The 22,666-nt window shown below is 60.5% G+C and carries 21 protein-coding genes and 2 pseudogenes; 12 read left to right on the top strand and 11 right to left on the bottom strand.

Going from position 1 to position 22,666, the window contains the following annotated elements; all coding sequences use genetic code 11:
- Nucleotides 1-37 precede the first annotated feature (37 nt).
- Nucleotides 38-1,150 (bottom strand): enoyl-CoA hydratase/isomerase family protein, encoded by a 1,113-nt coding sequence (locus tag ACZZZ4_RS15515; RefSeq protein WP_415763403.1) that lies wholly within the window; start codon nucleotides 1,148-1,150, stop codon nucleotides 38-40.
- A 131-nt stretch (nucleotides 1,151-1,281) separates the two neighbouring features.
- Between ACZZZ4_RS15515 and ung the strand changes: the two genes are divergently transcribed.
- The gene (ung, locus tag ACZZZ4_RS15520; protein WP_463548174.1) at nucleotides 1,282-1,977 is read left to right on the top strand and encodes a uracil-DNA glycosylase; all 696 of its coding nucleotides are present in this window, start codon (nucleotides 1,282-1,284) and stop codon (nucleotides 1,975-1,977) included.
- Between the two features lie 112 nt (nucleotides 1,978-2,089).
- Here ung and ACZZZ4_RS15525 read toward each other — a convergent pair.
- The 4 genes and pseudogenes from ACZZZ4_RS15525 to ACZZZ4_RS15540 form a co-directional block, all read right to left on the bottom strand.
- Nucleotides 2,090-3,126 (bottom strand): annotated as a pseudogene (locus tag ACZZZ4_RS15525) (AbrB family transcriptional regulator).
- A complete protein-coding gene (locus ACZZZ4_RS15530; RefSeq protein WP_101158465.1) occupies nucleotides 3,119-4,633 on the bottom strand; it encodes a tripartite tricarboxylate transporter permease in 1,515 nt (504 codons plus the stop codon). The pseudogene ACZZZ4_RS15525 and the gene ACZZZ4_RS15530 overlap by 8 nt, the downstream one beginning before the upstream one ends.
- 1 nt (nucleotide 4,634) lies before the next feature.
- Complete coding sequence (locus ACZZZ4_RS15535; RefSeq protein ID WP_016771276.1) at nucleotides 4,635-5,093, bottom strand: tripartite tricarboxylate transporter TctB family protein; 459 nt, start codon at nucleotides 5,091-5,093, stop codon at nucleotides 4,635-4,637.
- A 55-nt stretch (nucleotides 5,094-5,148) separates the two neighbouring features.
- Nucleotides 5,149-6,126, bottom strand: a complete 978-nt coding sequence (locus tag ACZZZ4_RS15540; RefSeq protein ID WP_129998891.1) for a Bug family tripartite tricarboxylate transporter substrate binding protein — start codon at nucleotides 6,124-6,126, stop codon at nucleotides 5,149-5,151.
- Between the two features lie 443 nt (nucleotides 6,127-6,569).
- Here ACZZZ4_RS15540 and ACZZZ4_RS15545 point away from each other — a divergent pair, with 443 nt between their 5' ends.
- Nucleotides 6,570-7,241, top strand: coding sequence for a response regulator (locus ACZZZ4_RS15545; RefSeq protein WP_007898613.1), 672 nt, complete (start codon nucleotides 6,570-6,572; stop codon nucleotides 7,239-7,241).
- Nucleotides 7,234-8,619, top strand: a complete 1,386-nt coding sequence (locus ACZZZ4_RS15550) for a sensor histidine kinase (RefSeq protein WP_039760888.1) — start codon at nucleotides 7,234-7,236, stop codon at nucleotides 8,617-8,619. The genes ACZZZ4_RS15545 and ACZZZ4_RS15550 overlap by 8 nt, the downstream gene beginning before the upstream one ends.
- A 146-nt stretch (nucleotides 8,620-8,765) precedes the next feature.
- On the opposite strand, the gene ACZZZ4_RS15555 is transcribed toward ACZZZ4_RS15550, so the two are convergent.
- Both ACZZZ4_RS15555 and ygfZ read right to left on the bottom strand, forming a co-directional pair.
- Complete coding sequence (locus ACZZZ4_RS15555; protein ID WP_039760890.1) at nucleotides 8,766-9,587, bottom strand: HDOD domain-containing protein; 822 nt, start codon at nucleotides 9,585-9,587, stop codon at nucleotides 8,766-8,768.
- A gap of 34 nt (nucleotides 9,588-9,621) precedes the next feature.
- Nucleotides 9,622-10,563: a CAF17-like 4Fe-4S cluster assembly/insertion protein YgfZ gene (gene ygfZ / locus ACZZZ4_RS15560; RefSeq protein ID WP_463548175.1), complete on the bottom strand. Its 942-nt coding sequence runs from the start codon at nucleotides 10,561-10,563 to the stop codon at nucleotides 9,622-9,624.
- A gap of 150 nt (nucleotides 10,564-10,713) precedes the next feature.
- On the opposite strand from ygfZ, the gene ACZZZ4_RS15565 reads away from it, so the two are divergent.
- The gene (locus ACZZZ4_RS15565; RefSeq protein ID WP_007911418.1) at nucleotides 10,714-10,968 is read left to right on the top strand and encodes an FAD assembly factor SdhE; all 255 of its coding nucleotides are present in this window, start codon (nucleotides 10,714-10,716) and stop codon (nucleotides 10,966-10,968) included.
- Nucleotides 10,952-11,404, top strand: coding sequence for a protein YgfX (locus tag ACZZZ4_RS15570; RefSeq protein ID WP_463548176.1), 453 nt, complete (start codon nucleotides 10,952-10,954; stop codon nucleotides 11,402-11,404). The genes ACZZZ4_RS15565 and ACZZZ4_RS15570 overlap by 17 nt, the downstream gene beginning before the upstream one ends.
- Here ACZZZ4_RS15570 and nadB read toward each other — a convergent pair.
- Nucleotides 11,373-12,989, bottom strand: a complete 1,617-nt coding sequence (gene nadB / locus ACZZZ4_RS15575) for an L-aspartate oxidase (protein ID WP_463548177.1) — start codon at nucleotides 12,987-12,989, stop codon at nucleotides 11,373-11,375. The two genes, ACZZZ4_RS15570 and nadB, sit on opposite strands and share 32 nt — an antisense overlap.
- Nucleotides 12,990-13,545: 556 nt before the next feature.
- Between nadB and rpoE the strand changes: the two are divergent.
- From rpoE to ACZZZ4_RS15595, 4 genes and pseudogenes are all read left to right on the top strand, one after another.
- Nucleotides 13,546-14,128, top strand: a pseudogene (gene rpoE / locus ACZZZ4_RS15580) (RNA polymerase sigma factor RpoE).
- A gap of 30 nt (nucleotides 14,129-14,158) precedes the next feature.
- Complete coding sequence (locus tag ACZZZ4_RS15585) at nucleotides 14,159-14,746, top strand: sigma-E factor negative regulatory protein (RefSeq protein ID WP_008077804.1); 588 nt, start codon at nucleotides 14,159-14,161, stop codon at nucleotides 14,744-14,746.
- A gap of 8 nt (nucleotides 14,747-14,754) precedes the next feature.
- A complete protein-coding gene (locus tag ACZZZ4_RS15590; RefSeq protein ID WP_463548178.1) occupies nucleotides 14,755-15,720 on the top strand; it encodes a MucB/RseB C-terminal domain-containing protein in 966 nt (321 codons plus the stop codon).
- A 208-nt stretch (nucleotides 15,721-15,928) separates the two neighbouring features.
- A complete protein-coding gene (locus ACZZZ4_RS15595; protein ID WP_039760902.1) occupies nucleotides 15,929-17,362 on the top strand; it encodes a DegQ family serine endoprotease in 1,434 nt (477 codons plus the stop codon).
- Between the two features lie 78 nt (nucleotides 17,363-17,440).
- On the opposite strand, the gene ACZZZ4_RS15600 is transcribed toward ACZZZ4_RS15595, so the two are convergent.
- Entirely contained in the window at nucleotides 17,441-18,877 is a 1,437-nt protein-coding gene (locus ACZZZ4_RS15600; RefSeq protein ID WP_463549281.1) for a M48 family metalloprotease, read from the bottom strand.
- A 94-nt stretch (nucleotides 18,878-18,971) separates the two neighbouring features.
- Between ACZZZ4_RS15600 and ACZZZ4_RS15605 the strand changes: the two genes are divergently transcribed.
- Both ACZZZ4_RS15605 and ACZZZ4_RS15610 read left to right on the top strand, forming a co-directional pair.
- Nucleotides 18,972-19,211, top strand: coding sequence for a sulfurtransferase TusA family protein (locus ACZZZ4_RS15605; protein WP_016771269.1), 240 nt, complete (start codon nucleotides 18,972-18,974; stop codon nucleotides 19,209-19,211).
- A gap of 32 nt (nucleotides 19,212-19,243) precedes the next feature.
- Nucleotides 19,244-20,314, top strand: a complete 1,071-nt coding sequence (locus ACZZZ4_RS15610) for an AI-2E family transporter (protein WP_016771268.1) — start codon at nucleotides 19,244-19,246, stop codon at nucleotides 20,312-20,314.
- A 99-nt stretch (nucleotides 20,315-20,413) separates the two neighbouring features.
- Here ACZZZ4_RS15610 and ACZZZ4_RS15615 read toward each other — a convergent pair whose 3' ends face one another.
- Both ACZZZ4_RS15615 and ACZZZ4_RS15620 read right to left on the bottom strand, forming a co-directional pair.
- Nucleotides 20,414-20,887, bottom strand: coding sequence for a peroxiredoxin (locus ACZZZ4_RS15615; RefSeq protein ID WP_463548179.1), 474 nt, complete (start codon nucleotides 20,885-20,887; stop codon nucleotides 20,414-20,416).
- A 10-nt stretch (nucleotides 20,888-20,897) separates the two neighbouring features.
- Nucleotides 20,898-21,458: a glycine cleavage system transcriptional repressor gene (locus ACZZZ4_RS15620; protein ID WP_039760908.1), complete on the bottom strand. Its 561-nt coding sequence runs from the start codon at nucleotides 21,456-21,458 to the stop codon at nucleotides 20,898-20,900.
- Between the two features lie 325 nt (nucleotides 21,459-21,783).
- Between ACZZZ4_RS15620 and dapA the strand changes: the two genes are divergently transcribed.
- Nucleotides 21,784-22,662, top strand: a complete 879-nt coding sequence (gene dapA, locus ACZZZ4_RS15625) for a 4-hydroxy-tetrahydrodipicolinate synthase (RefSeq protein WP_129998904.1) — start codon at nucleotides 21,784-21,786, stop codon at nucleotides 22,660-22,662.
- Nucleotides 22,663-22,666: the final 4 nt, after the last annotated feature.

A 22,666-nucleotide genomic window follows, 5' to 3' on the forward strand; every position in this document is an offset into this window, starting at 1 on the left:
GACGCAAACCAGTTGCCATCGCGGGCTACGAGTCAGCTCAATACTGAGTCAGATCGGCCAACGGGTGCCGCCCCTCCCAGACTTTGTGAAAGTGCGCCTCGACCACCGCATCCGGCACGTTATTGATATCCGGCCAATGCCAGTGTGGCTTCTGATCCTTGTCGATCAAACGCGCGCGCACGCCTTCGCTGAATTCCGGGTGGCGACAGCAATTGAGGCTCAGGGTGTATTCCATCTGGAATACTTCGGCCAGCGACATGTGCCGCGCGCGGCTGATCTGTTCCCAGACCAGATGCGCGGTCAGCGGCGAGCCCTCGGCCATGGTTTTCGCCGCGCGGGCGAACAACGGATCGCTGCTGTCGCGGTGCAGGCTGATGGCTTTCCACGCACAGGTGACGTCGCTGACGTCGAGCAGTTCGTCGATCTGCTGGCGACGCGGCAGCCACTGCGCTTCGGGCATTTGCTCAAGAGCCTCCTGCTGCAGCGCCTTGAGCAGACTGTTGAGCTGCATCGCGGTCTGTTCCTGCCAGTTCAATTGCAACAAGCCTTCGATCAATTGCGGTTGCTGTTCGTCGAGCAGGAAACGGTCGGCCAAGTCCAGATCCAGCGCATCACGGCCGTTGATATGCGCGCCGGTCAGGCCGAGAAACAAGCCGAGCTTGCCCGGCAACCGAGCAAGAAACCAGCTGGCGCCAACGTCCGGATACAGACCTATGGTGATTTCCGGCATCGCCAGACGGCTGCTCGGCGTGACGATCCGCGTGCTCGCGCCTTGCAACAGGCCCATACCGCCGCCCAGCACGTAACCGTGCCCCCAGCAGATCAGCGGTTTCGGATAGGTATGCAGGCTGTAATCGAGGCGATATTCCGCGCTGAAAAATTGCGCGGCCAGCGGCGGGACTTCGCCGGGGTGAGCACGGCAGGCTTCGACCAGGCTGCGCACTTCGCCACCGGCGCAGAAGGCTTTGGCGCCGTTGCCGCGCAGCAGCACGCAGACGACTTGCGGGTCATTGGCCCAGGCGTTCAATTTGTCGCTGAGGGCGTTGATCATCGGCAGGGACAGGGCATTCAGCGATTTTTCGGCATCCAGGCTGGCGATGCCGATGCGGGCGCCGTCGGTGCCGGTAAGTTCTTCGAAGTGCAGATTCATCGTGACCTCGATCGGGAATTTGAGCGATCAGTATGATCGCTATGGGGAAAGTGCCGGATCTGCGTCAGATCAATTGACAAGCGTGGTCGGCTTTCCTAGGGTTCGCCCCATTGTTTTTGCCGGAAATGACCATGACTGCTGACGACCGTATCAAACTCGAACCGAGCTGGAAGGAGGCACTGCGTGCTGAGTTCGACCAGCCGTACATGGCAGAGTTGCGCAGCTTTCTGCAGCAGGAGCGGGCTGCCGGCAAGGAGATCTATCCGCCGGGACCGATGATTTTCAACGCTTTGAACTCCACGCCGCTGGACCAGGTGAAAGTGGTGATCCTCGGCCAGGACCCGTATCACGGCCCGGGCCAGGCCCACGGTCTGTGCTTCTCGGTGCAACCGGGCGTGCCGGCGCCGCCGTCGCTGGTCAACATCTATAAAGAGCTGAAGCGCGACCTCAATATCGACATTCCCAACCACGGCTACCTGCAGAGCTGGGCCGAACAGGGTGTGCTGCTGCTCAACACCACCATGACCGTCGAGCGCGCCAACGCCAACGCGCACAAGGACAAGGGCTGGCAACACTTCACCGACCGCATCATTGAAGTGGTCAGCGAAAAGCAGCCGCATCTGGTATTCATGCTTTGGGGCGCCCATGCGCAGAGCAAGCAGAAGCTGATCGACGCGACCAAGCATCTGGTGCTGACCTCGGTGCATCCATCGCCGTTGTCGGCCTATCGCGGATTTTTGGGTTGTGGCCACTTCAGCCGGACCAACAAGTTTCTCGAACAGAATGGCGAGATGCCGATCGATTGGCGCTTGCCACCTCTCGCCTGAGATCATTCCCACGCGCAGCAAAGGAATGCAGCCCGGGACGCTCTGCGTCCCAAAGCGGACGCGGAGCGTCCATTGAGGCATTCCCACGCAGAGCGTGGGAACGATCAGTTAGTCAGGACTCTGGAATACGATTCCAGTACCTGAACAACGGCTCCGCCAGAAACAGCACAAACAACAGCCGCATCACCTGCATCGCCGTTACCAGTGGCACCGACAATTGCAGGGTCTCCGCCGTCAAACTCATCTCGGCAATCCCGCCGGGCATCATCCCAAGGGTCAGCGAACGCAAATCCAGATGGGTCAGCGTACTCAAGCCCAACGCGGCCAGTGACGCGATCAACATGGTCAGTGCCGTGCCGATCAAAGTCCGGCCCATGAAGGATGGGGCGTGGCGGAAGAACTGGCGATTGAAGTGACAGCCCAGACCGCTGCCGATCAGCCATTGGCCGATCTGACTGCCGCCATTGGGCAAACCGATGTGCAAATCCCACGTAATGCTCACCGCCGCACTGACCAGCAACGGCCCGAACAGCCATGGATTGGGTTGGCGCAAACGCTGCCAGAGCCACGCGAGCAGGGCGCCCGCTGGGAAAAGAATCGCCAGCCAGCGCCAATCGACGCTGCCGGCGTGAGCAATCGGCGTGCCGTCACCGAGCAGATACTTGAACGCCGCCGGCACGCACAACACCACCACCAGTACCCGCAGACTCTGCCCGGCCGCAACATGGCTGAGCCGGGCGCCATTGCGCGCGCCAAGGTTGACCATCTCCCCGGAACCACCGGGCATGCTTGAGAAAAATGCCGTGGCACGGTCCTCGCCGGTGCGGCGCATCAGCCACACGCCGACTACCGCCGACAGGCTGGTGACCAGCGCACCGAAGAAGATCAAACCGAAATGACTGAGCACCTGTTCCATCACCAGCGGGGTGAAGTGCAGGCCGATACCGATGCCGACGATCCACTGTCCGCACTTGCGCCCGCCGGGATTTCCGCCAGTTGCCACGGGGTCAGGCAGCGCACGAGGATGATCGCCAGCAACGAGCCGACCATCCACGGTAGCGGCCAGCCGATCTGGCTGGCGATGAAACCGCCAAGCAGACCGACCAGCGGGGTGCCCCACCAGGCTTTCAGGGAAGCGCGATCAGACATCGGCGATGGCGCGCCGCGCAGCCGAACGCTTGCGCCAGATGCGAATCAGCGGCATCAGCAGCATGATCGCGGTGAGGATCCAGCAACCGAAGGTGATCGGGCTCGACCAGAGAATCTCCAGCGCACCGTTGGAGATCGACAGGGCGCGACGCAGGTTCTGCTCCATCAGGCCACCGAGGATGAAGCCCAGCAGCAGCGGCGACAGCGGGAAATCCAGCTTGCGCAGGATGTAACCGAAGATGCCGATACCGATCATGAGGAACAGATCGAAGGTGGTCGCGTGCACCGCGTAAACACCAATCCCGGTGATGATCGCGATGATCGGCACCAGCGCCCAGTTCGGCACCGCGAGGATGCGGGTGAACACGCGGATCATCGGGATGTTGAGGATCACCAGCATGACGTTGGCGATGAACAACGACGCGATCAGGCCCCAGACGATGTCCGGTTGCTGTTGGAACAGCAGCGGGCCCGGGGTGATGTTGTACAGCGACAGCGCGCCGATCATCACCGCCGTGGTGCCCGAACCCGGAACGCCGAGGGTCAGCATCGGAACGAGAGCGCCGCACGCCGCGCCGCCGATCGCGGTTTCCGGCGCGGCCAGACCACGGGGATCGCCCTCACCGAATTTGCCGCTGGTACCGGCGATCCGCTTCTCGGTCATGTAGGCCACGGCACTGGCGAGCGTTGCGCCGGCACCGGGCAGGACGCCCATGATGAAACCGAGCACACCGCAGCGCACGTTGACGACGAACACCGACGCCGCTTCCTTGAAGTTGAACATCATCCGGCCGGTGGCTTTTACCGCTTCCTGGCCGTGGTGGGTTTTTTCCAGCAGCAGGAGGATTTCGCTGATGGAAAACAGACCCAGCACCAGCACGACGAACTGGATGCCGTCGGTCAGGTGAATGTTGTCGCCGGTGAAACGGTACACGCCGCTGTTGGCGTCGATGCCGACGGTGGAAAGGAACAGACCGATCAGTGCCGCAATAAAGGTCTTCAGCGGTCGATCACCGGCCATGCCGCCGAGACAGACAATCGCGAACACCATCAACACGAAGTATTCCGCCGGTCCGAAGGCAATCGCCCATTTCGCCAGCAGCGGCGCAAACAGCACCATGCCGCAAGTGGCGATGAATGCGCCGATGAACGAACTCCACGCCGACAGCGACAGTGCCACACCGGCCATACCTTTACGGGCCATCGGATAGCCGTCGAGGGTGGTCATTACAGTTGAGGCTTCGCCCGGAATGTTCAGCAGGATCGAACTGATCCGGCCGCCGTATTCGCAGCCCAGATACACCGCCGCGAGCAGAATCAGCGCCGACTCCGGCGGCAGGCCGAGGGCGAACGCGATCGGGATCAGCAGCGCCACGCCGTTGATCGGACCGAGGCCCGGCAACAGGCCGACGACGGTGCCGATCAGGGTGCCGCACAGTGCGGTCACCAGGTTGTACGGGCTCAGCGCGACGCCGAAGCCCTGACCCAAATAGCCAAGGGTATCCATATCAGTTCTCCAGGACGCTGAGCAGGCCGAGGGGCAGCGGAACATCCATCAAGCGATCGAACAGCAGATAGAGACCAACCGCCATCAGGCTGATGATCACCACGCTCGGCAGCCAGCGGCCGCCGTAGAGACGCGCCATCGGTACGCCGGTAATGATGCTGGCCACGATGAAACCAAGGGGTTCGAAGGTGCCGGCAAACACCAGCAACAACACCACGCACAGACCGATCTTGGTCAGGGTTTCGCGATCTAGCGGCGGCTCATCCGGGTTGTGTTTGATCGGTGCCGGACGAAACACCATGTACAGCAGTGCCAGGCCCATCAGGCCGAGCATCAGCAGCGGAAAGGCGCGCGGGCCGACCGGTTCGTAGGAAAAGGCCGCTTGGTACGGCCACGCCATCAGTGCCAGGCCGGCACACACCAGCAGCAACACTGAGGCGAAAATGCGTTGAATTAGCATGGGAGCTCCTGGGCTGCGTCCCCGCGTAGGAGACGCAGCCACTAGACAGAGACGATCACTGGATCAGGCCGAACTCTTTGGCCAGCACTTTGTAGTCGGCGACCTGCTTCTTCACGTAGGTGTCCAGTTCCGGGCCGGTCATGGCGAACGGGAACAGCTCACGCTGATCGCGCAGCTTGGCGAACTCGTCGGAAGCCAGCAGTTTGTCGAACGCGTCTTTCCACCAGGCGTAGTCTTCGTCGCTGACTTTCGGCCCGAGGTAGAAGCCCCGCACCACCGGCCAGACGATGTCGTAGCCTTGCTCGCGAGCGGTCGGGATGTCCTTCATTTCCGGCTCGTCCAGACGTTTGTCGGCGAATACCGCGAGCAGGCGCATGTCACCGCTCTGGATGTGCGGCATGGAGTCGGAGATGTCGGTACTGCCGACCTGAATGTGGCCACCGAGCAGGGCCGTGGCGATTTCACCGCCGCCTTCGAGTGCCACGTAACGCAGCTCGCGCGGGTTGATCCCGGCAGCCTTGGCGATCAGTGCGGTTTGCATCCAGTCCTGACTGCCGACGGTGCCGCCGGAGCCGATGACTACCGAGCCTGGATCTTTCTTCAGGGCTTGAACGAGATCGTCCAGAGTCTTGTAGGGCGAATCGCTTTTCACTGCGATGGCGCCGTAGCTGGTGCCAACCGCCGCGAGCCAGCGCACGTTGGTTTCATCAAAGCGACCGAACTTGCCCTGCGCCAGGTTCAACAGCGAACCGCTCGACCATGCGACCAGCGTGCCGGCATCCGCCGGACGTTGCGCGACCACCGCGTTGTACGCCACCGCGCCGACACCGCCGGGCATGTAGGTGACGCGCATCGGCTTGCTCAGCAGCTTCTGGTTGACCAGGGCGCTCTGCACCAGTTTGCAGGTCAGGTCGAAACCGCCGCCGGGGGAGGCTGGAGCGATGCATTCCGGGCGTTTCGGCTCGGCCATGAGTTGGCCGGCGAACAGCATCGCGCCAGCGGCGAGAGCGACTTTACGCAGTGATACGTTCATTTGAGTCTCCAGAGGAGTTGTTGTTATGGATGGACTGAATGATCAACGGGCAACGCTAAAGCTTAGCGGCAGGCGCAGTTTTCTCGCGGCGGGAGCGCAAGCATTGAAACAACGGAGGGGAAACAGGACCGCGGTGAGAAACCGACAGTGCAATTCTGGAATCGAGCAAGGCGAGCAGGCATTACAGCCTTGGTGCGCATGGAAGGCATGCTGGGGTACTCCGTTATTGTTCTTATGGGTCGAAAACGCTTCATGGCGTTTTTCGTTGCGCTGTGTGGCAGCAGCGCGACAGTCGAAACTGTCCGTGAGCCGACTCTAACCGGCTAACCTTTCAGCAACCTTTCAGTTGTCTTTCACGGTTTTCGGGCTTCACAGCGGCGGTTGCGGCTGTAAACTCCGCGGCAAAGCGCGGCGTCGGCCAACCCTGAACGAGGTACAAATCCATGCGTGTCCTGCTCGTCGAAGACCATTTGCAACTGGCCGAAAGCGTGGCTCAGGCGCTCAAGAGCACCGGTCTGACGGTGGACGTGTTGCACGATGGCGTGGCCGCCGACCTGGCATTGAGCAGTGAGGAATACGCCGTGGCGATTCTCGATGTCGGCCTGCCGCGCATGGACGGTTTCGAGGTGCTCGCGCGGCTGCGCGCTCGCGGCAAGAACCTGCCAGTGTTGATGCTGACCGCGCGCAGCGATGTGAAAGATCGCGTGCATGGCCTCAACCTTGGCGCTGACGATTACCTGGCCAAACCGTTCGAACTCACCGAGCTGGAGGCACGGGTCAAAGCCCTGTTGCGCCGCAGTGTCCTGGGAGGCGAGCGTCAGCAGCGCTGTGGCGTACTGGCTTACGACCTCGATACGCGTCGCTTCACCCTCGGCGAAGAACTGCTGACCCTGACCTCGCGCGAGCAAGCCGTCCTCGAAGCATTGATTGCGCGGCCGGGGCGAGTGATGAGCAAAGAACAACTGGCCGCGCAGGTGTTCGGCCTCGACGAAGAAGCCAGCCCCGACGCCATCGAAATCTACGTGCACCGCTTGCGCAAGAAACTCGATGGCCAGCCCGTGGCCATCGTGACCTTCCGTGGCCTCGGCTATCTGCTGGAAAGCCGCGATGCATAAGCCCAGCAGCCTGCGCTGGCGCTTGCTGTGGAACCTGGGATGGTTGTTGGTGGTGCTGATGCTCGCCAGTGGCTTGAGTGCTTACTGGAACGGTCGCGAAGCTGCCGACACCGCCTATGACCGCACGCTGCTGGCCTCGGCACGGACTATTGCGGCGGGATTGTCGCAGCGCGATGGCAGCCTCAGCGCCGACGTGCCTTATGTGGCGCTGGATACTTTCGCCTATGACAGCGCCGGGCGCATCTATTACCAGGTCAACGACATTCACCAGAAGCTGATTTCCGGCTACGAAAATCTGCCCGGACCGCCGCCCGGCACGCCACGCACCGACAGCTATCCGGCGCTGGCACGTTTTTATAATGCGAAGTACAACGGCCAGAACGTACGCGTGGTCAGCCTGCTCAAAGCCGTGAGCGAGCCGAACATGAACGGCATGGCGGAAATCCGCGTGGCCGAAACCGACGAAGCGCGGGTCAGCATGGCGCGCAGTCTGGCGGCGGATACTCTGCTGCGTCTGGGCATGCTGGCCGTGGGCGCGTTGTTGCTGGTGTGGTTCGCGGTGAGTGCGGCGCTGCGCCCGCTGGAACGCTTGCGCACCGCAGTGGAAGAGCGCCAGCCCGACGACTTGCGGCCACTGCCGCTGGTGGAAGTGCAGCATGAACTCGGGCCATTGGTGCGCGCACTCAACCATTTCACCGAGCGCCTGCGCGGCCAGTTCGAACGGCAGGCGCAGTTCATCGCCGATGCCGCTCACGAATTGCGCACACCGCTGGCGGCACTGAAGGCGCGGCTGGAACTGGGCCTGCGCTCGAACGAGCCGGAAACCTGGCGCACCACCCTTGAATCGTCGGCACAAAGCACCGATCGCCTGACGCACCTGGCCAATCAGCTGCTGTCGCTGGCCCGCGTCGAAAACGGTGCACGGGCGATTGCCGAGGGCGGCGCGCAGTTGCTCGATCTGAGTCAGTTGGCCCGTGAACTGGGCATGGCCATGGCGCCGTTGGCGCACAAGCGTGGCGTAGCGTTGGCATTGGAGGCGGACGAGCCAGTGTGGTTGCGTGGCGAACCGACCCTGCTCAATGAACTGCTGAGCAATCTGGTCGACAACGCGCTGGCGCATACGCCGCCGGGCGGCAATGTGATTTTGCGGGTCACGGCGCCGGCGGTGCTTGAGGTTGAGGACGACGGGCCGGGGATTCCGCTGCACGAGCGTGATCGGGTGTTCGAGCGATTTTACCGGCGTAATCAGCAGGTCGCCGGTTCAGGCCTGGGACTGGCGATTGTCGGCGAGATCTGCCGTGCGCATCTGGCGCAGATTACCCTGCATGATGGCGAGCAGGCGGGGTTGAAGGTGCGGGTCAGCTTTATTGCCGGGTAGTACTTTTGTGGCAAGGGGATTTTCCCCGGGTAGTAATCTTGTGGCGAGGGGATTTATCCCCGCTCGGCTGCGCAGCAGTCGCGGTTCGGATCGCAGAGTCTAGGGTCGCTTCGCAACCCAACGGGGATAAATCCCCTCACCACAGGTCAGTAGAACATCGACCGCGATTCTTCCAGATCCGCGCAAAATTGCTTGTTCTCCGGATCAATCCCCAGTTTTCTGAACGCCGGCACACTCAGCGGATCAATCCGCGCAAAGGGATGGTCGGTGCCCTTGCGGCAATACAGATTCGCCACTTGCACCACGTCCACGTAATCGATGCGGGCCGAGTCGCGTTCGAAATCCTCATAGAGCAACGGCAGTTGCACCAGACGCTCGGGAAACTCCCAGACCCGCAGTAACTTCTCGCCCAGCACTGGATGAATCTGCTCGATCACATGGGTCAGGCTGACCGCATCCGAGAGCAACTCGTTGTGGTCTTCGGCGTAAGTCAGAATCGGCAACACGCCAATCTGATGCACCAACCCGCCGAGTGCTGCTTGATCAGGCTTGAGCTGGGTATGACGACGACACAGTGCATAGCTGACGCCGGCGATCTCGAGACTGCTGCGCCAGACTTCGCGCATCTTCTGCTCAACCACTTCGGAGCGGGCGTTGAAGATCTGCTCCATGACCAAACCGATCGCCAGGTTGCTGCTGTAGTTGATGCCCAAACGGGTAATGGCGGTGTGCAGGTCGGTGACTTCCTGCGCGGCGCGCAGCAGCGGACTGTTGACCACTTTGATCAGGCGCGCCGACAGCGCGGCGTCGCGGCCGATGACTTTGCTCAGATCGCTGACGCTGATTTCCGGATCCTCGGCGGCCTTGCGAATTTGCAAGGCCACTTCCGGCAACGTTGGCAGAACCAGGTCATCGTTATCGATGGCCGCAACCAAATCCTGTTGGACCTTTTCCGCCAGTTCGCTCATTTGGACTCTCTAGGGTCTTGCAACAATGCTGCGATCAGCGCTGGATTTCGCGGTCGCGATCCAGTTCGTAAGGCAGGTCGAGCACGTGCAACGCGGGGCCTTCGAGGGCGCCCAGACGCAAATCACCGGCTTCGGCAGCTTCGGCCTGCAACACGGCCAGGAGTTCAATGTTTCCCTCGGCATTGGCGGCCAGCACCACTTCGCCGATCGAACTGTTGTGGCTGGGTGCGAACAGTTGAGTGCCGGGCTCTGGCAATTCAGTCGCGTCGAGGCGCAAGCGGTACAGACGACGCTTGAGCTTGCCCAGGTACTGCATGCGCGCAACGATTTCCTGACCGGTGTAGCAGCCCTTCTTGAAACTCACGCCGCCGACCGCCTGCAGATTGAGCATCTGCGGGATGAACAATTCGCGAGTGGAAGGCATGACCTGACCGATACCGGCGCGGATCTGGCCCAGCAGCCATTGATTCAGTTCGCCCTCAGCCAGCGTGGCGGACAGTTGGCTTTGAATGTCTGGCGCCTGAGCGGCAGGCACCCAGAGTTCGGCGCGCTCGGGCGAGACGCGGATTGCGATCAGGCCCTCATGGCGCACAACGCTGTCGGTTTCGGCGGGCAGTGCCAGACCGAGGCTCGTCAGGGCTGCGTCGCCATGCCCCAGACCGAAGCGCACCCAGGCGGCGCTTTCATCGGTCAGTTGCGATTTGGAAAACACCGCGTACTTTTTCAGGTCGGCCAGTTGCGGCTCGAGCAGCTCGCTGGTCATCGCCATCACCACACCGTCGCCTTCCAGCAGGATGCGAAAGCTCGACTGCATTCGGCCTTTTTGCGTGCAGCGGGCGCCAAGGCTGGCGCGGGTGTCACTCAGGTAATTGATATTGCAGGTCAACTGGCCTTGCAGGAATTTTCCGGCGTCCGCACCGCGAACCGCGAGTACGCCTTCATGAGACAGGGTGCAGAAAAAAGCAGAATCGGCCATGGGTCATCGCAGGGTAAATAGACTGGGGCACATCATAAGGGGGCAGGGTTGAAATGGGTAGTTGATAAAGGATCAGGAGTGCCCGACCAAAGCCGACTGTGCGGCCCGCGTCGGGCCTGTATACTGCCCGGCAAATTCGAGGAGGGCTCCATGGTCGAACAAGTTGAACTGAATCGCCTCTTTTGGCACAGCCGTCGCGGCATGCTTGAGCTTGACGTGCTGCTGGTGCCGTTCGTGCAGGAGGTTTACGCGACGTTGAATCAAGTGGATCGCGATCTGTACGTGCGCTTGCTGACCTGTGAGGATCAGGACATGTTCGGCTGGTTCATGGAGCGCAGCGAGTCGGAAGATCCGGAGCTGCAACGCATGGTCCGGATGATTTTGGATCGTGTCCAGCCCAAGTAATACGTTCGAATGCCGCTGGCATGCCTCACGGCAGTTGCTGGCGGCGTATCTGCTGGCCCAGGCGTTCGCCATGGGCTCGTTGTTTCTGCTGTCGATTCCACTCTGGGCCAGTCTGCTCGGCGCTTGCGTCTGTGCGCTGCATGGTTTTTGGGTGCTGCCACGGCAGATTTTGCTGAGTCATCCGAAAGCATTTTGCGGGTTGCGGCGCGACGGCGATGGCTGGCAGGTCTGGAATCAGGCTGATGGCTGGCAAGCAGTGCAATTGCGCCCGGACAGTCTGGCGCTGCCATTGATCGTGGTGCTGCGCTTTCGCCTGCGCGGAGAGTGGCGGGTCAGGTCGATCTGCGTGCCGCGTGACTCGCAGGCGGCGGATCTGCACCGACGCCTGCGAGTGCGGCTCAAGTTCAGCCGGCGTAGGTGGGCGGCACCAGAATAGTGTCGAGCGCTTCGGGCAGCATATCCGGATAGTCGAGGGTGTAATGCAGCCCGCGGCTTTCCTTGCGTTCCATGGCTGAGCTGATCATCAATTCGGCAACTTGTGCCAGGTTGCGCAGCTCGATCAGGTCACGGCTGACTTTATAGTTGCTGTAAAACTCATCGATCTCATCCAGCAACAGACGCACCCGGTGCTGCGCCCGTTGCAGACGCTTGTTGGTGCGCACGATGCCGACGTAGTCCCACATGAATCGGCGCAGCTCGTCCCAGTTGTGCGCGATGATCACATCTTCATCCGAGTCGGTGACCTGGCTGGCGTCCCAGACGGGCAGGGCGCTCGGCGCCGCGATATCATCCAGCTGCGCGAAAATGTCCGCCGCCGCCGAACGGGCGTAAACGAAGCATTCCAATAGCGAGTTGCTGGCCATGCGGTTGGCGCCGTGCAGGCCGGTAAAACTGGTTTCGCCGATGGCGTAGAGGCCGGGCACATCGGTGCGCCCATGTTGATCAACCATCACGCCGCCACAGGTGTAGTGCGCCGCAGGGACTACCGGGATCGGTTGTCTGGTGATGTCGATGCCGAAGCCCAAGCAGCGCTCATAAACAGTCGGGAAGTGGCTTTTCACGAACGCTTCGGGCTTGTGACTGATGTCGAGATACACGCAGTCGACACCCAGACGCTTCATTTCATGGTCAATGGCCCGCGCGACGATGTCACGAGGCGCCAGTTCGGCACGTTTGTCGAAGCGATACATGAAGCGCTGGCCATTGGGCAGCTTCAGATGCGCGCCTTCGCCACGCAGGGCTTCGGTGATCAGGAAGCTTTTGGCTTGCGGGTGATACAGGCAGGTCGGGTGGAACTGATTAAATTCCAGGTTCGCCACCCGGCAGCCGGAGCGCCAGGCCATGGCGATGCCGTCACCGCAGGCGCCGTCAGGGTTGCTCGTATAAAGGTAGACCTTGGCCGCGCCGCCCGATGCCAGAATCACGAAACGTGCGCCGTAGGTATCGACTTCCCCGGTGGCACGATTCAGTACGTAGGCGCCGAGACAACGATCGCCTTCCATGCCCAAGCGGCGTTCGGTGATCAGATCGACGGCAACGCGCTGTTCCAGCAGTTCGATGTTCGCGCGCTCTTTGGCCTGGGCCAGCAAGGTCTTGAAGATCGCAGCGCCGGTGGCGTCGGCAGCATGGATGATCCGCCGATGGCTGTGGCCGCCTTCGCGGGTCAGGTGAAATTCGAAACCACCGTCTTCAGTGCCGGACTGTTCGTCGCGGGTGAACGGCACGCCCTGGTCGATCAGCCATTGGATGGCTTCGCGGCTGTGCTCGACGGTAAAGCGTACGGCGTCTTCATGGCACAAGCCGCCGCCCGCATTGAGGGTGTCGTCGACATGGGATTCGACAGTGTCGGTATCGTCGAGCACTGCGGCCACGCCACCCTGGGCCCAGAAGGTCGAACCGTTGGAGAGATCGCCTTTGCTCAATACGGCAATGCGCAGATGACCGGGCAAGGTCAACGCGAGACTCAAACCGGCAGCACCGCTGCCAATTACCAGAACATCGTGTTGGAACTGTTGGCTCATTTCAGGATTCCGCTCAAAGCGACCCGGGTCGGGGTTGGCGCAAGACAGCTGGATCGGCGAGTCAAGACAGCCACACAGCCCACTAGTATATAGAGGGGTTGGGCGGCACAATAGCCGGGCCCAGATGGCATTGTGAGACTACTGCGCGGTGAAAAGGGCTGTGCTTCGTCGGAAGATTTTTTCACAGGTGTGGGAAAAGACACCTGTATCGGCGCTGAAACAGACTTTTCCGCCCACGGTTGCGCAATCTCAGGTGGGTACGGCTATAAATAATTGGAACTTTTGCCAAAGGGCCAAGATCAATAGACGGTGCCAGAAACCACGGACAGTGTCGGCTTCAGTGCGGAATCTGCGTTTGGATTCCTGCCGGCGAAACCGATAACAAGATTATTCGCGCAGCCGGTTTATCCCGCGCTGCGTTTTTCGTGCGTGCCAAATCAGAGCTCGCAGGAAACTTGCTTGGAGGGGGAGAACTTTTGCGAAAAGCCCGAGTCTATGTTTGCAAGTCTGGTCGTTTAGTAATGCAAGTCTCCTCCGGGCTTATCGAGGAGTGTTCATGCTAACCCAGGAAGAGGATCAGCAGCTGGTCGAACGCGTTCAGCGTGGCGACAAGCGAGCTTTCGATCTGCTGGTGCTGAAATATCAGCACAAAATTCTCGGGTTGATCGTGCGTTTTGTGCACGACACCCATGAAGCCCAGGACGTTGCTCAGGAAGCCTTTATCAAGGCGTATCGGGCACTTGGAAATTTCCGCGGTGACAGTGCGTTTTATACGTGGCTGTATCGTATTGCCATTAACACGGCAAAGAACTACCTGGTTTCCTCGCGGCCGTAGGCCGCCGGATAGCGATGTAAGTTCAGAGGATGCGGAGTTCTACGATGGCGATCACGGCCTCAAGGATCTCGAATCACCGGAACGCGCATTGCTGCGGGATGAGATCGAAGGCACTGTCCATCGAACCATTCAGCAACTGCCAGAGGATTTGCGTACGGCTTTAACTTTACGTGAATTCGATGGTCTGAGTTACGAGGACATTGCGAGCGTCATGCAGTGTCCGGTGGGTACCGTGCGCTCCCGGATTTTCCGCGCTCGGGAGGCCATCGACAAAGCCCTGCAACCGTTGTTGCAGGAAAACTGAGACAGCGGCGACAGCCAAGAGAGGAACGCCATGAGTCGTGAAGCCCTGCAGGAATCGCTGTCCGCAGTGATGGATAACGAAGCGGACGAACTGGAATTGCGTCGAGTGCTCAGCGCACTGGATGATGTTGATACCCGTGAGACCTGGGCTCGTTACCAGATCGCTCGGGCAGCCATGCACAAGGATCTGCTGCTTCCGCGTCTGGATATCGCTGCGGCAGTATCTGCTGCGCTGGAAGACGAAACGGCTCCGGCCAAAGTATCCCGCAGCCCATGGCGTAACCTGGGTCGCCTCGCTGTTGCCGCTTCGGTAACCGTGGCCGTTCTGGCCGGTGTTCGCCTGTACAACCAGGACGAAATCGCTGGTGTTGAGCTGGCCCAGCAGTCGAATCAGCCTACTCTGGCCACTCCACAGGTCAAGGGTCCGGCAGTTCTGGCGGGTTACAGCGAAAGCTCGGAAGCGACTGGCCCGATGGCCAATGGCGTTCTGCAAGGTCAGCCAGGCTGGCATGATCAGCGTCTGCCAGGCTACCTGCGCCAGCACGCTCAGCAGGCTGCACTCAAGGGAACTGAAAGCGCGCTGCCATACGCACGTGCCGCAAGCCTGGAAAACCGTTAAGGAGGATCATGCGCGCCATCCCTCTACTTTCGCTTCTGCTCAGTGGCTGGTTCATTGTTCCAGCCCACGCTGACGAGGCCCAGGACTGGTTGACCCGTCTGGGCCAGGCCGAGCAGCAGCAAAGCTTCCACGGCACTTTCGTTTACGAGCGCAACGGCAGTTTTTCCACGCACAACATCTGGCATCGCGTCCAGAATGGCCAAGTCCGCGAGCGGTTATTGCAGCTCGACGGCTCGGCTCAGGAAGTCGTGCGCATTGATGGGCGTACTCAATGCGTCAGCGGCACCCTGATTGCGGGATTGGGTGATTCACCCAACGCTGCCGCCCGTGCGCTGGATCCCAAAAAGCTGAAGAATTGGTATGACCTTGCCGTCATTGGCAAGTCGCGTGTGGCCGGTCGCGATGCCGTGATCGTGTCACTCACGCCTCGTGATCAGCACCGCTACGGTTTCGAGCTGCATCTGGACAAGAAGACCGGGCTGCCGCTCAAGTCGTTGCTGTTGAACGACAAAGGGCAGTTGCTTGAGCGTTTCCAGTTCACCAGCCTCGACACTGATGAGACCCCGTCGGACAAGGACTTGTTGGCAGACGCCGATTGCAAGCCGATCAACATCGCAAGCGACAAGGCTTCTGCAGCCAAGACCGTGCAAAACTGGCGTTCGGACTGGCTGCCGCCAGGCTTTGAGCTGACCAGCAGCAGTTCGCACAAAGATGCGCAAACCAAGACCCAAGTCAGCAGCCTGATGTATGACGATGGTCTGGCGCGTTTCTCGGTGTTCCTTGAACCGTTGAATGGCGCAACCGTCGCTGACACCCGCACTCAGTTGGGCCCCACCGTCGCGGTATCCCGTCGCCTGACCACGCCGCAAGGCGAAATGATGGTCACGGTTGTCGGCGAAATCCCGATTGGCACCGCCGAACGAATCGCTCTATCGATGCGTAACAACGATGGCGCTGCGACCAGCAAGCAGTGAGCTGATTTCAGTCATTTCCACTTCGTCGTCGAGACGTCGAAATGTTTGCTGAGCATTTTCATTTGCAAAACCCCTGAAAATTTTTTATAGGTCAGAGCCTCACGGCTCTGGCCTTGTTTGTTGTTCCCGGAACAAAAATGCCGGTCTGTGGTTTCCGGTGTTCCTTTGCTCCATATCGCTTAACCCTGCTCGTCGTAACGGGAGCTGTATGTCGATACCAAGTTTGAAGTCTTACCTTTCCATCTTCGCCACCGTGCTGTTGCTCGGTCAGGCGGTGCCTGCTGCGCAAGCGGCCGATCTGCCTGATTTCACCCAGTTGGTCGAACAAGCGTCGCCCGCGGTGGTGAACATCAGTACCACGCAGAAACTGCCGGACCGTCGCGTGAATCAGCAGATGCCGGATCTGGAAGGCCTGCCACCGATGCTGCGCGAATTCTTCGAGCGCGGCATGCCGCCTCAGCAGCGCTCGCCGCGTGGCGACGGCCGCCAGCGCGAAGCGCAATCGCTGGGTTCGGGATTCATCATTTCGCCGGATGGCTACATCCTTACCAACAACCACGTGATCGCCGATGCCGACGAAATCCTCGTCCGTCTGGCTGACCGCAGTGAGATGAAAGCCAAGCTGGTCGGCACCGATCCACGTTCGGACGTGGCCTTGCTGAAAATCGAAGGCAAGGATCTGCCGGTGCTCAAGCTCGGCAAATCCCAGGACCTAAAGGCTGGCCAGTGGGTCGTCGCGATCGGTTCGCCATTTGGCTTCGACCACACTGTGACCCAAGGCATCGTCAGCGCCGTGGGCCGCAGCCTGCCGAACGAAAACTATGTACCGTTCATTCAGACCGACGTGCCGATCAACCCGGGCAACTCCGGTGGTCCGCTATTCAACCTGAACGGTGAAGTGGTCGGCATCAACTCGCAGATCTACACCCGCTCCGGTGGTTTCATGGGCGTGTCGTTCGCCATCCCGATCGACGTGGCGATGGACGTTTCCAATCAGCTCAAAAGCGGTGGCAAAGTCAGCCGCGGCTGGCTGGGCGTGGTCATTCAGGAAGTGAACAAGGATCTGGCCGAGTCGTTCGGTCTGGACAAGCCGGCCGGCGCCCTCGTTGCACAGATTCAGGATGACGGCCCCGCGGCCAAGGGCGGCCTGCAGGTTGGCGACGTGATCCTGAGCATGAACGGTCAGCCGATCGTCATGTCCGCAGACCTGCCGCATCTGGTCGGTGCGTTGAAGGCTGGCGCCAAAGCCAATCTGGAAGTGATTCGTGAAGGCAAGCGCAAAAACGTCGAGTTGACCGTCGGCGCAATCCCGGACGAAGACAAAGAGCTGGACGCGTTGCCGAAATCCGGCGCTGAAAGCAGCAGCAATCGTCTCGGCGTTGCAGTCGGCGAATTGACCGCCGAGCAGAAGAAAACCTACGACCTCAAAGGCGGTGTGGTGATCAAGGAAGTGCAGGACGGTCCTGCGGCCCTGATCGGTCTCCAACCGGGTGACGTGATCACCCACCTGAACAACCAGGCCATCGGCTCGGCCAAGGAGTTCACCGACATCGCCAAGGCGTTGCCGAAGAACCGTTCGGTGTCGATGCGCGTGCTGCGTCAGGGCCGTGCCAGCTTCATCACCTTCAAACTGGCTGAATAAACCAGCTACAAGGTAAAAAGAAACCGCCTCGAAAGAGGCGGTTTTTTTGTGTCTGCAGCTTCTACCTTGCGGGGAAACTCAGCCCATCATGTCCTTGACCATGCGCTCCTGCTCCATCAGCTCGCGCTGGCGGGCGTCGATGCGCGAGGACAGCGGGAAGTTGTTGCCGGCCTTGCGCTTGGCGAAGTCCAGTTGCTGAATGGCCTGGCGGTAATCGCCGACCAGCGCAAAGTACTCAGCGCGCGCCTGATGCAGGCCAATAATGTTGCCCGACAGGCCGCGAGTTTCGGCAACCTGATACCAGACGTCCGGATCATCCGGGCGGGTCTTGAGCAAACTGTCTAGCGCCTTCTCGGCATCGGCGGCGCGATTCTGTTTCAGCAGCAGATCGACGCGCACCTGATTCAGCGGGTAATTGCCGGGGTATTGAGTGAGCATGCGATCGACCCGCGATTGCGCATCCGGCAGGCGATTGTTGGTGATGTCCAGATCGACCTGAGCGAGGTTGTAAATGATTTCGTTCGGCGACTTGGCCAATAGCTGCTTGAGGTTCTCGCGGGCTTCGTTGAGCTGGCCGCCCTTGATTTGCGCGATGGCCAAGCCGTAACGCGCCACATCGTTTTTCGGATTCTCATCGAGCAGGGCGCGGAAACGCTTGGCGCCCAGTCCCGGGGTTTCCTCATAGATCAACTGCACGCGCGCACGAATCAACTGATAACGCATGCTGTCTTCAATGCCGCCCGGTTTCGCCTGCTCGGCGCGGTTGCGAGTGTCAGCGATACGCGATTCGGTGACCGGGTGCGTCAGGAGGAATTCCGGCGGCTTGGCGTCGAAGCGATACTGGCGCATCAGTCGTTCGAACATGGTCGGCATCGAACGCGGGTCGTAGCCGGCCTTTTCCAGATTGAGAATGCCGATACGGTCCGCTTCCTGTTCGTTCTGCCGCGAGAAGCGCCGTTGTTCCTGCAACGCCGCAGCCTGGGTGCCGGCGATGGTGGCGATGCCGGCATCACCGCCACCTGCCGCCGCGATGACGATACCCGCCAGCAAAGCGGCCATCATCGGCACCTGCATTCTTTGTGACGCTTCGACGCCGCGAGCAAAGTGACGTTGCGACAAGTGCGCCAGTTCGTGAGCGAGCACCGAGGCGTATTCACCTTCGGTCTGGGCGTTGAGGAACAGACCGCCGTTGACCCCGACCACGCCGCCCGGTGCAGCGAAGGCGTTGAGTTGCGGGCTGTTGATCAGAATGAATTCCAGGCGTCGGTCGGAGACCTGGCTGGTCTCCACCAGCTTGTAGACGCTGGATTCGACGTAATCCTTGAGCTGCGGATCGTTGAGCTGGGACACCTGACTGCGCAGCATGGCCAGCCAGGCACGGCCGAGCTGGTATTCCTGTTGCGGCGAGACAATGGCAGAACTGGCGTCGCCGAGTGACGGCAGATCGTCGGCAAAGCCTGGTGAGGCGAGCAGGCAAGCGAGCGTCAGCAGGGTAGGGCGCAAAAAGTCATGCACAAAGCCTTGGAGGACAAAGACCTTACTGTAGCCGGACACCGAAGCCGCGACCAGATATTCTAGGCAGCTCGACAACCCGAACCGGAGTGACGCAATGACTGACGCTGTAGCCCATGACGTGGAACTGGACGCCAGCGGCCTGAACTGTCCGTTGCCGTTGCTCAAGGCGAAAATGGAACTCAATAAACTGCAGAGCGGCGCCGTGCTCAAGGTCATCGCCACGGATGCCGGTTCGCAGCGGGACTTCCGCACCTTTGCCAAACTGGCCGGTCATGCACTGTTGCGTGAAGAGGACGAGGCTGGCGTCTACCGTTACTGGTTGAAAAAAGCCTGACGCGAGCGCGTTAACGATCGAAGGGAATATTGATGTTCAAAGTGTTACGCGACTGGATTCAGCGCTACTTCTCCGATGAAGAAGCCGTGGTGCTGGCGGTGCTGCTGTTTCTCGCCTTCACCGCCGTGCTGACTCTCGGCGGCATGCTTGCGCCGGTGCTGGCGGGAATGGTGCTGGCGTATCTGATGCAAGGCCTGGTGGTGACGCTTGAGCGGCTGCGTGTACCCGGTGGCGTGGCGGTGGGCCTTGTCTTTGCGCTGTTCATGGGCGCGCTGATGCTGTTTATCGTCGTGGTGCTGCCATTGCTCTGGCATCAGTTGATCACGCTGTTCAACGAACTGCCGGGCATGCTCGCCAAGTGGCAATCGCTGCTGCTTCTATTGCCCGAGCGCTATCCGCATCTGGTGTCTGACGAGCAAGTCTTGCAGGCGATCGAAGCGGCGCGGGGCGAGATTGGCAAGTTTGGCCAGTGGGCACTGACCTTTTCGCTGTCGAGTTTGCCGCTGCTGGTGAACATCATGATCTACCTGGTGCTGGTGCCGATTCTGGTGTTCTTCTTCCTCAAGGATCGGGCGATGATCGGCGAGTGGGTGCGCGGTTATCTGCCTCGCGAGCGCGCGCTGATCACCCGCGTCGCCCAGGAAATGAACCGGCAGATCGCCAATTACATTCGTGGCAAAGGCATCGAGATCGTGATTTGCGGCGGCGTGACCTACATCGCCTTCATCGCGCTGGGCCTGAACTATGCGGCGCTGCTAGCGTTGCTGGTCGGCTTGTCGGTGGTGGTGCCGTATGTCGGTGCGGTGGTGGTGACCGTGCCGGTGCTGCTGATTGCACTGTTCCAGTGGGGCTGGAGCGATCAGTTCATTTATCTGATGGCGGTCTACGGAATCATTCAGACGCTGGACGGCAACGTGCTGGTGCCCTTGCTGTTTTCGGAAGCAGTGAATCTGCATCCGGTGGCAATCATCTGCGCGGTGCTGTTGTTTGGCGGATTGTGGGGATTCTGGGGTGTGTTCTTCGCGATCCCGCTGGCGACGCTGTTCAAGGCAGTGCTGGATGCTTGGCCGCGCAAGGAGCCGGTGGTGGCGCCGTTGCTTTAAAAGCAAAGATCGTCCGATCGCGGCCCGAGCCTTCGGTAGCTCCTACATTTGGAATGCTTTCCCCCTGTAGGGGCTGCCGAAGGCTGCGGTCTTTTGATCTTAGGCTTTGTTCAGGGTCTCAGCCGCCGCCAGCACGGCATCAACATGCCCCGACACTTTCACGCCACGCCATTCCTGACGCAGCACACCGTTCTTATCAATCAGGAACGTGCTGCGATCAACGCCCAGGTATTCCTTGCCATACAGCTTCTTCAACTTGATCACGTCGAACAACTGGCAAACCGTTTCGTCCTTGTCACTGATCAATTCGAAGGGAAATTCCTGTTTGCCTTTGAAGTTTTCGTGCGACTTCAAACTGTCGCGGGAAATGCCAAAGACTTCAGTGTTGGCAGCCTTGAACGCCGCATATTGATCGCGAAAGCCCTGACCCTGAGTGGTGCAGCCCGGGGTGCTGTCCTTCGGGTAGAAATAGATCACCACTTGCTTGCCCTTGAGTCCGGACAGGCTGACGGTCTGCCCGCTGGTCGCAGGCGCGGTGAAATCCGCAACCGGTTGGTCGATGACAACGGCCATGAAAGCTTCCTTACATTGGGTTTTGTGGGCGCCAAGGCTCGATCAGCGCATCCAGGTTCATCGCGTCGGCGAAGTCGAGGAACTGATCGCGCAGCCAACTGATCTGGGTACCGGCCGGCAGGGTCACGGTGAACGTGGCGTTGAGCATGGTGCCGCCGGTCTGTGGCGCCTGATAGGTGTCGCAGGTGAGGTTTTCCAGTTCGACGTTGTGGTCCATGAAGAACTGGCACAGCTCATTGATGATGTCCGGGCGATACGCCGAGCTGACGTAAGCCACGTAAGGCAGCGCCTGTGGGCGATTTTCCAGAGCCGCGCTGCGTACCACGTTGACAGTGAACGCATGACGCTTGGCCAGCAATGGCAGGCTGCCTTCGAGGCGCGCGAGGGCGTCCCAGCTGCCGGAAATTTCCAGCACCAGGGCGCTGCACTCGCCGTGGCGGGTCAGGCGAGAGGTGACGACGGCGCAGCGGTTTTCATGGCTGGCGCGGCACAGGACGTTGGTCAGCTCCATGGGGTTGGCGCCGAGGGCACTGATGACAAGGAATTGTTCGCGAACTGTGGGGGTGGACATGCAGCATTCCTAAAGCGATGAGCGGTCGGTAGGTTGACGGCATTGGTGGCCGGGGTGCCTGTTCTGGCGGCCGTATAAAGAGACCCGGCCAGCGTTCGCGGCTCGCTCCACTGTGCGGGAGCGCGTCGATGCGACGCAGGAACGGGGCCTGGGAGGCCGAAAGGGGAGGCTGAAACCCGGCGTACAAGCTGATCTGTACCGATCAAAGTCTGAAGGGTAGCGAAAAGCGGCGCCAAGGGGAATGGCGGCGGCGCAGTACTTCGCTTGTGCAAGCATCTTGGCGCCAGTACCATTACCGCTCTCTTTTTCCGGCAGGAGCGGTTTCATGATTGCGGGCAGTATGGTGGCACTGGTCACTCCCATGGATGCACAAGGGCGTCTTGACTGGGACAGCCTCAGCAAACTCGTGGACTTCCACCTCAAGAACGGCACCCATGCCATTGTCGCCGTCGGTACAACCGGCGAGTCGGCCACCCTTGATGTAGAAGAGCACATCGCCGTCATCAAAGCCGTGGTCAAACAGGTTGCCGGGCGCATTCCGGTCATCGCCGGCACCGGCGCCAATTCGACCCGTGAAGCCGTCGAGCTGACCCGCAACGCCAAGGCCGCCGGCGCCGATGCCTGCCTGCTGGTGGTTCCTTATTACAACAAGCCGACCCAGGAAGGTCTGTACCAGCACTTCAAGCACATCGCTGAAGCGGTCGACATTCCGCAGATTCTCTACAACGTTCCCGGCCGCACCTCCTGCGACATGCAGGCCGAGACCGTGATTCGCCTGTCCACCGTCCCGAACATCATCGGCATCAAGGAAGCCACCGGCGACCTCAAGCGCGCCAAAGCGATCATCGACGGTGTGAGCAAGGATTTCATCGTGCTGTCCGGCGACGATCCGACCGCTGTCGAGCTGATCCTGCTGGGCGGCAAAGGCAACATCTCGGTCACCGCCAACGTCGCCCCGCGCGAAATGGCTGACCTGTGCGAGGCCGCGCTCAAGGGCGACGCCGATACCGCACGGGCAATCAACGAAAAACTGATGCCGCTGCACAAGGACCTGTTCATCGAAGCCAACCCGATTCCGGTGAAGTGGGCTTTGGTCGAAATGGGCCTGATGCACGAAGGCATCCGCCTGCCACTGACCTGGCTGAGCACCCCTTGTCATGAAACGCTGCGCACGGCCCTGCGCCAGTGCAGCGTCCTGGTTTAATTGA

The organism is Pseudomonas sp. AC252 (genome assembly GCF_979258105.1).

Bases quoted from the DNA above. Each gene is read 5' to 3' on its own strand.
- ACZZZ4_RS15610 (WP_016771268.1), top strand. From the start codon at position 19,244: ATGTTCAAAGTGTTACGCGACTGGATTCAGCGCTACTTCTCCGATGAA.
- nadB (WP_463548177.1), bottom strand. From the start codon at position 12,989: ATGAGCCAACAGTTCCAACACGATGTTCTGGTAATTGGCAGCGGTGCT.
- ACZZZ4_RS15620 (WP_039760908.1), bottom strand. From the start codon at position 21,458: ATGTCCACCCCCACAGTTCGCGAACAATTCCTTGTCATCAGTGCCCTC.
- ACZZZ4_RS15615 (WP_463548179.1), bottom strand. From the start codon at position 20,887: ATGGCCGTTGTCATCGACCAACCGGTTGCGGATTTCACCGCGCCTGCG.
- ACZZZ4_RS15535 (WP_016771276.1), bottom strand. From the start codon at position 5,093: ATGCTAATTCAACGCATTTTCGCCTCAGTGTTGCTGCTGGTGTGTGCC.
- ACZZZ4_RS15585 (WP_008077804.1), top strand. From the start codon at position 14,159: ATGAGTCGTGAAGCCCTGCAGGAATCGCTGTCCGCAGTGATGGATAAC.
- ACZZZ4_RS15545 (WP_007898613.1), top strand. From the start codon at position 6,570: ATGCGTGTCCTGCTCGTCGAAGACCATTTGCAACTGGCCGAAAGCGTG.
- ung (WP_463548174.1), top strand. From the start codon at position 1,282: ATGACTGCTGACGACCGTATCAAACTCGAACCGAGCTGGAAGGAGGCA.
- ACZZZ4_RS15555 (WP_039760890.1), bottom strand. From the start codon at position 9,587: ATGAGCGAACTGGCGGAAAAGGTCCAACAGGATTTGGTTGCGGCCATC.
- ACZZZ4_RS15550 (WP_039760888.1), top strand. From the start codon at position 7,234: ATGCATAAGCCCAGCAGCCTGCGCTGGCGCTTGCTGTGGAACCTGGGA.
- ACZZZ4_RS15530 (WP_101158465.1), bottom strand. From the start codon at position 4,633: ATGGATACCCTTGGCTATTTGGGTCAGGGCTTCGGCGTCGCGCTGAGC.
- ACZZZ4_RS15595 (WP_039760902.1), top strand. From the start codon at position 15,929: ATGTCGATACCAAGTTTGAAGTCTTACCTTTCCATCTTCGCCACCGTG.
- ACZZZ4_RS15565 (WP_007911418.1), top strand. From the start codon at position 10,714: ATGGTCGAACAAGTTGAACTGAATCGCCTCTTTTGGCACAGCCGTCGC.
- ACZZZ4_RS15605 (WP_016771269.1), top strand. From the start codon at position 18,972: ATGACTGACGCTGTAGCCCATGACGTGGAACTGGACGCCAGCGGCCTG.
- dapA (WP_129998904.1), top strand. From the start codon at position 21,784: ATGATTGCGGGCAGTATGGTGGCACTGGTCACTCCCATGGATGCACAA.
- ACZZZ4_RS15515 (WP_415763403.1), bottom strand. From the start codon at position 1,150: ATGAATCTGCACTTCGAAGAACTTACCGGCACCGACGGCGCCCGCATC.
- ACZZZ4_RS15540 (WP_129998891.1), bottom strand. From the start codon at position 6,126: ATGAACGTATCACTGCGTAAAGTCGCTCTCGCCGCTGGCGCGATGCTG.
- ACZZZ4_RS15590 (WP_463548178.1), top strand. From the start codon at position 14,755: ATGCGCGCCATCCCTCTACTTTCGCTTCTGCTCAGTGGCTGGTTCATT.
- ygfZ (WP_463548175.1), bottom strand. From the start codon at position 10,563: ATGGCCGATTCTGCTTTTTTCTGCACCCTGTCTCATGAAGGCGTACTC.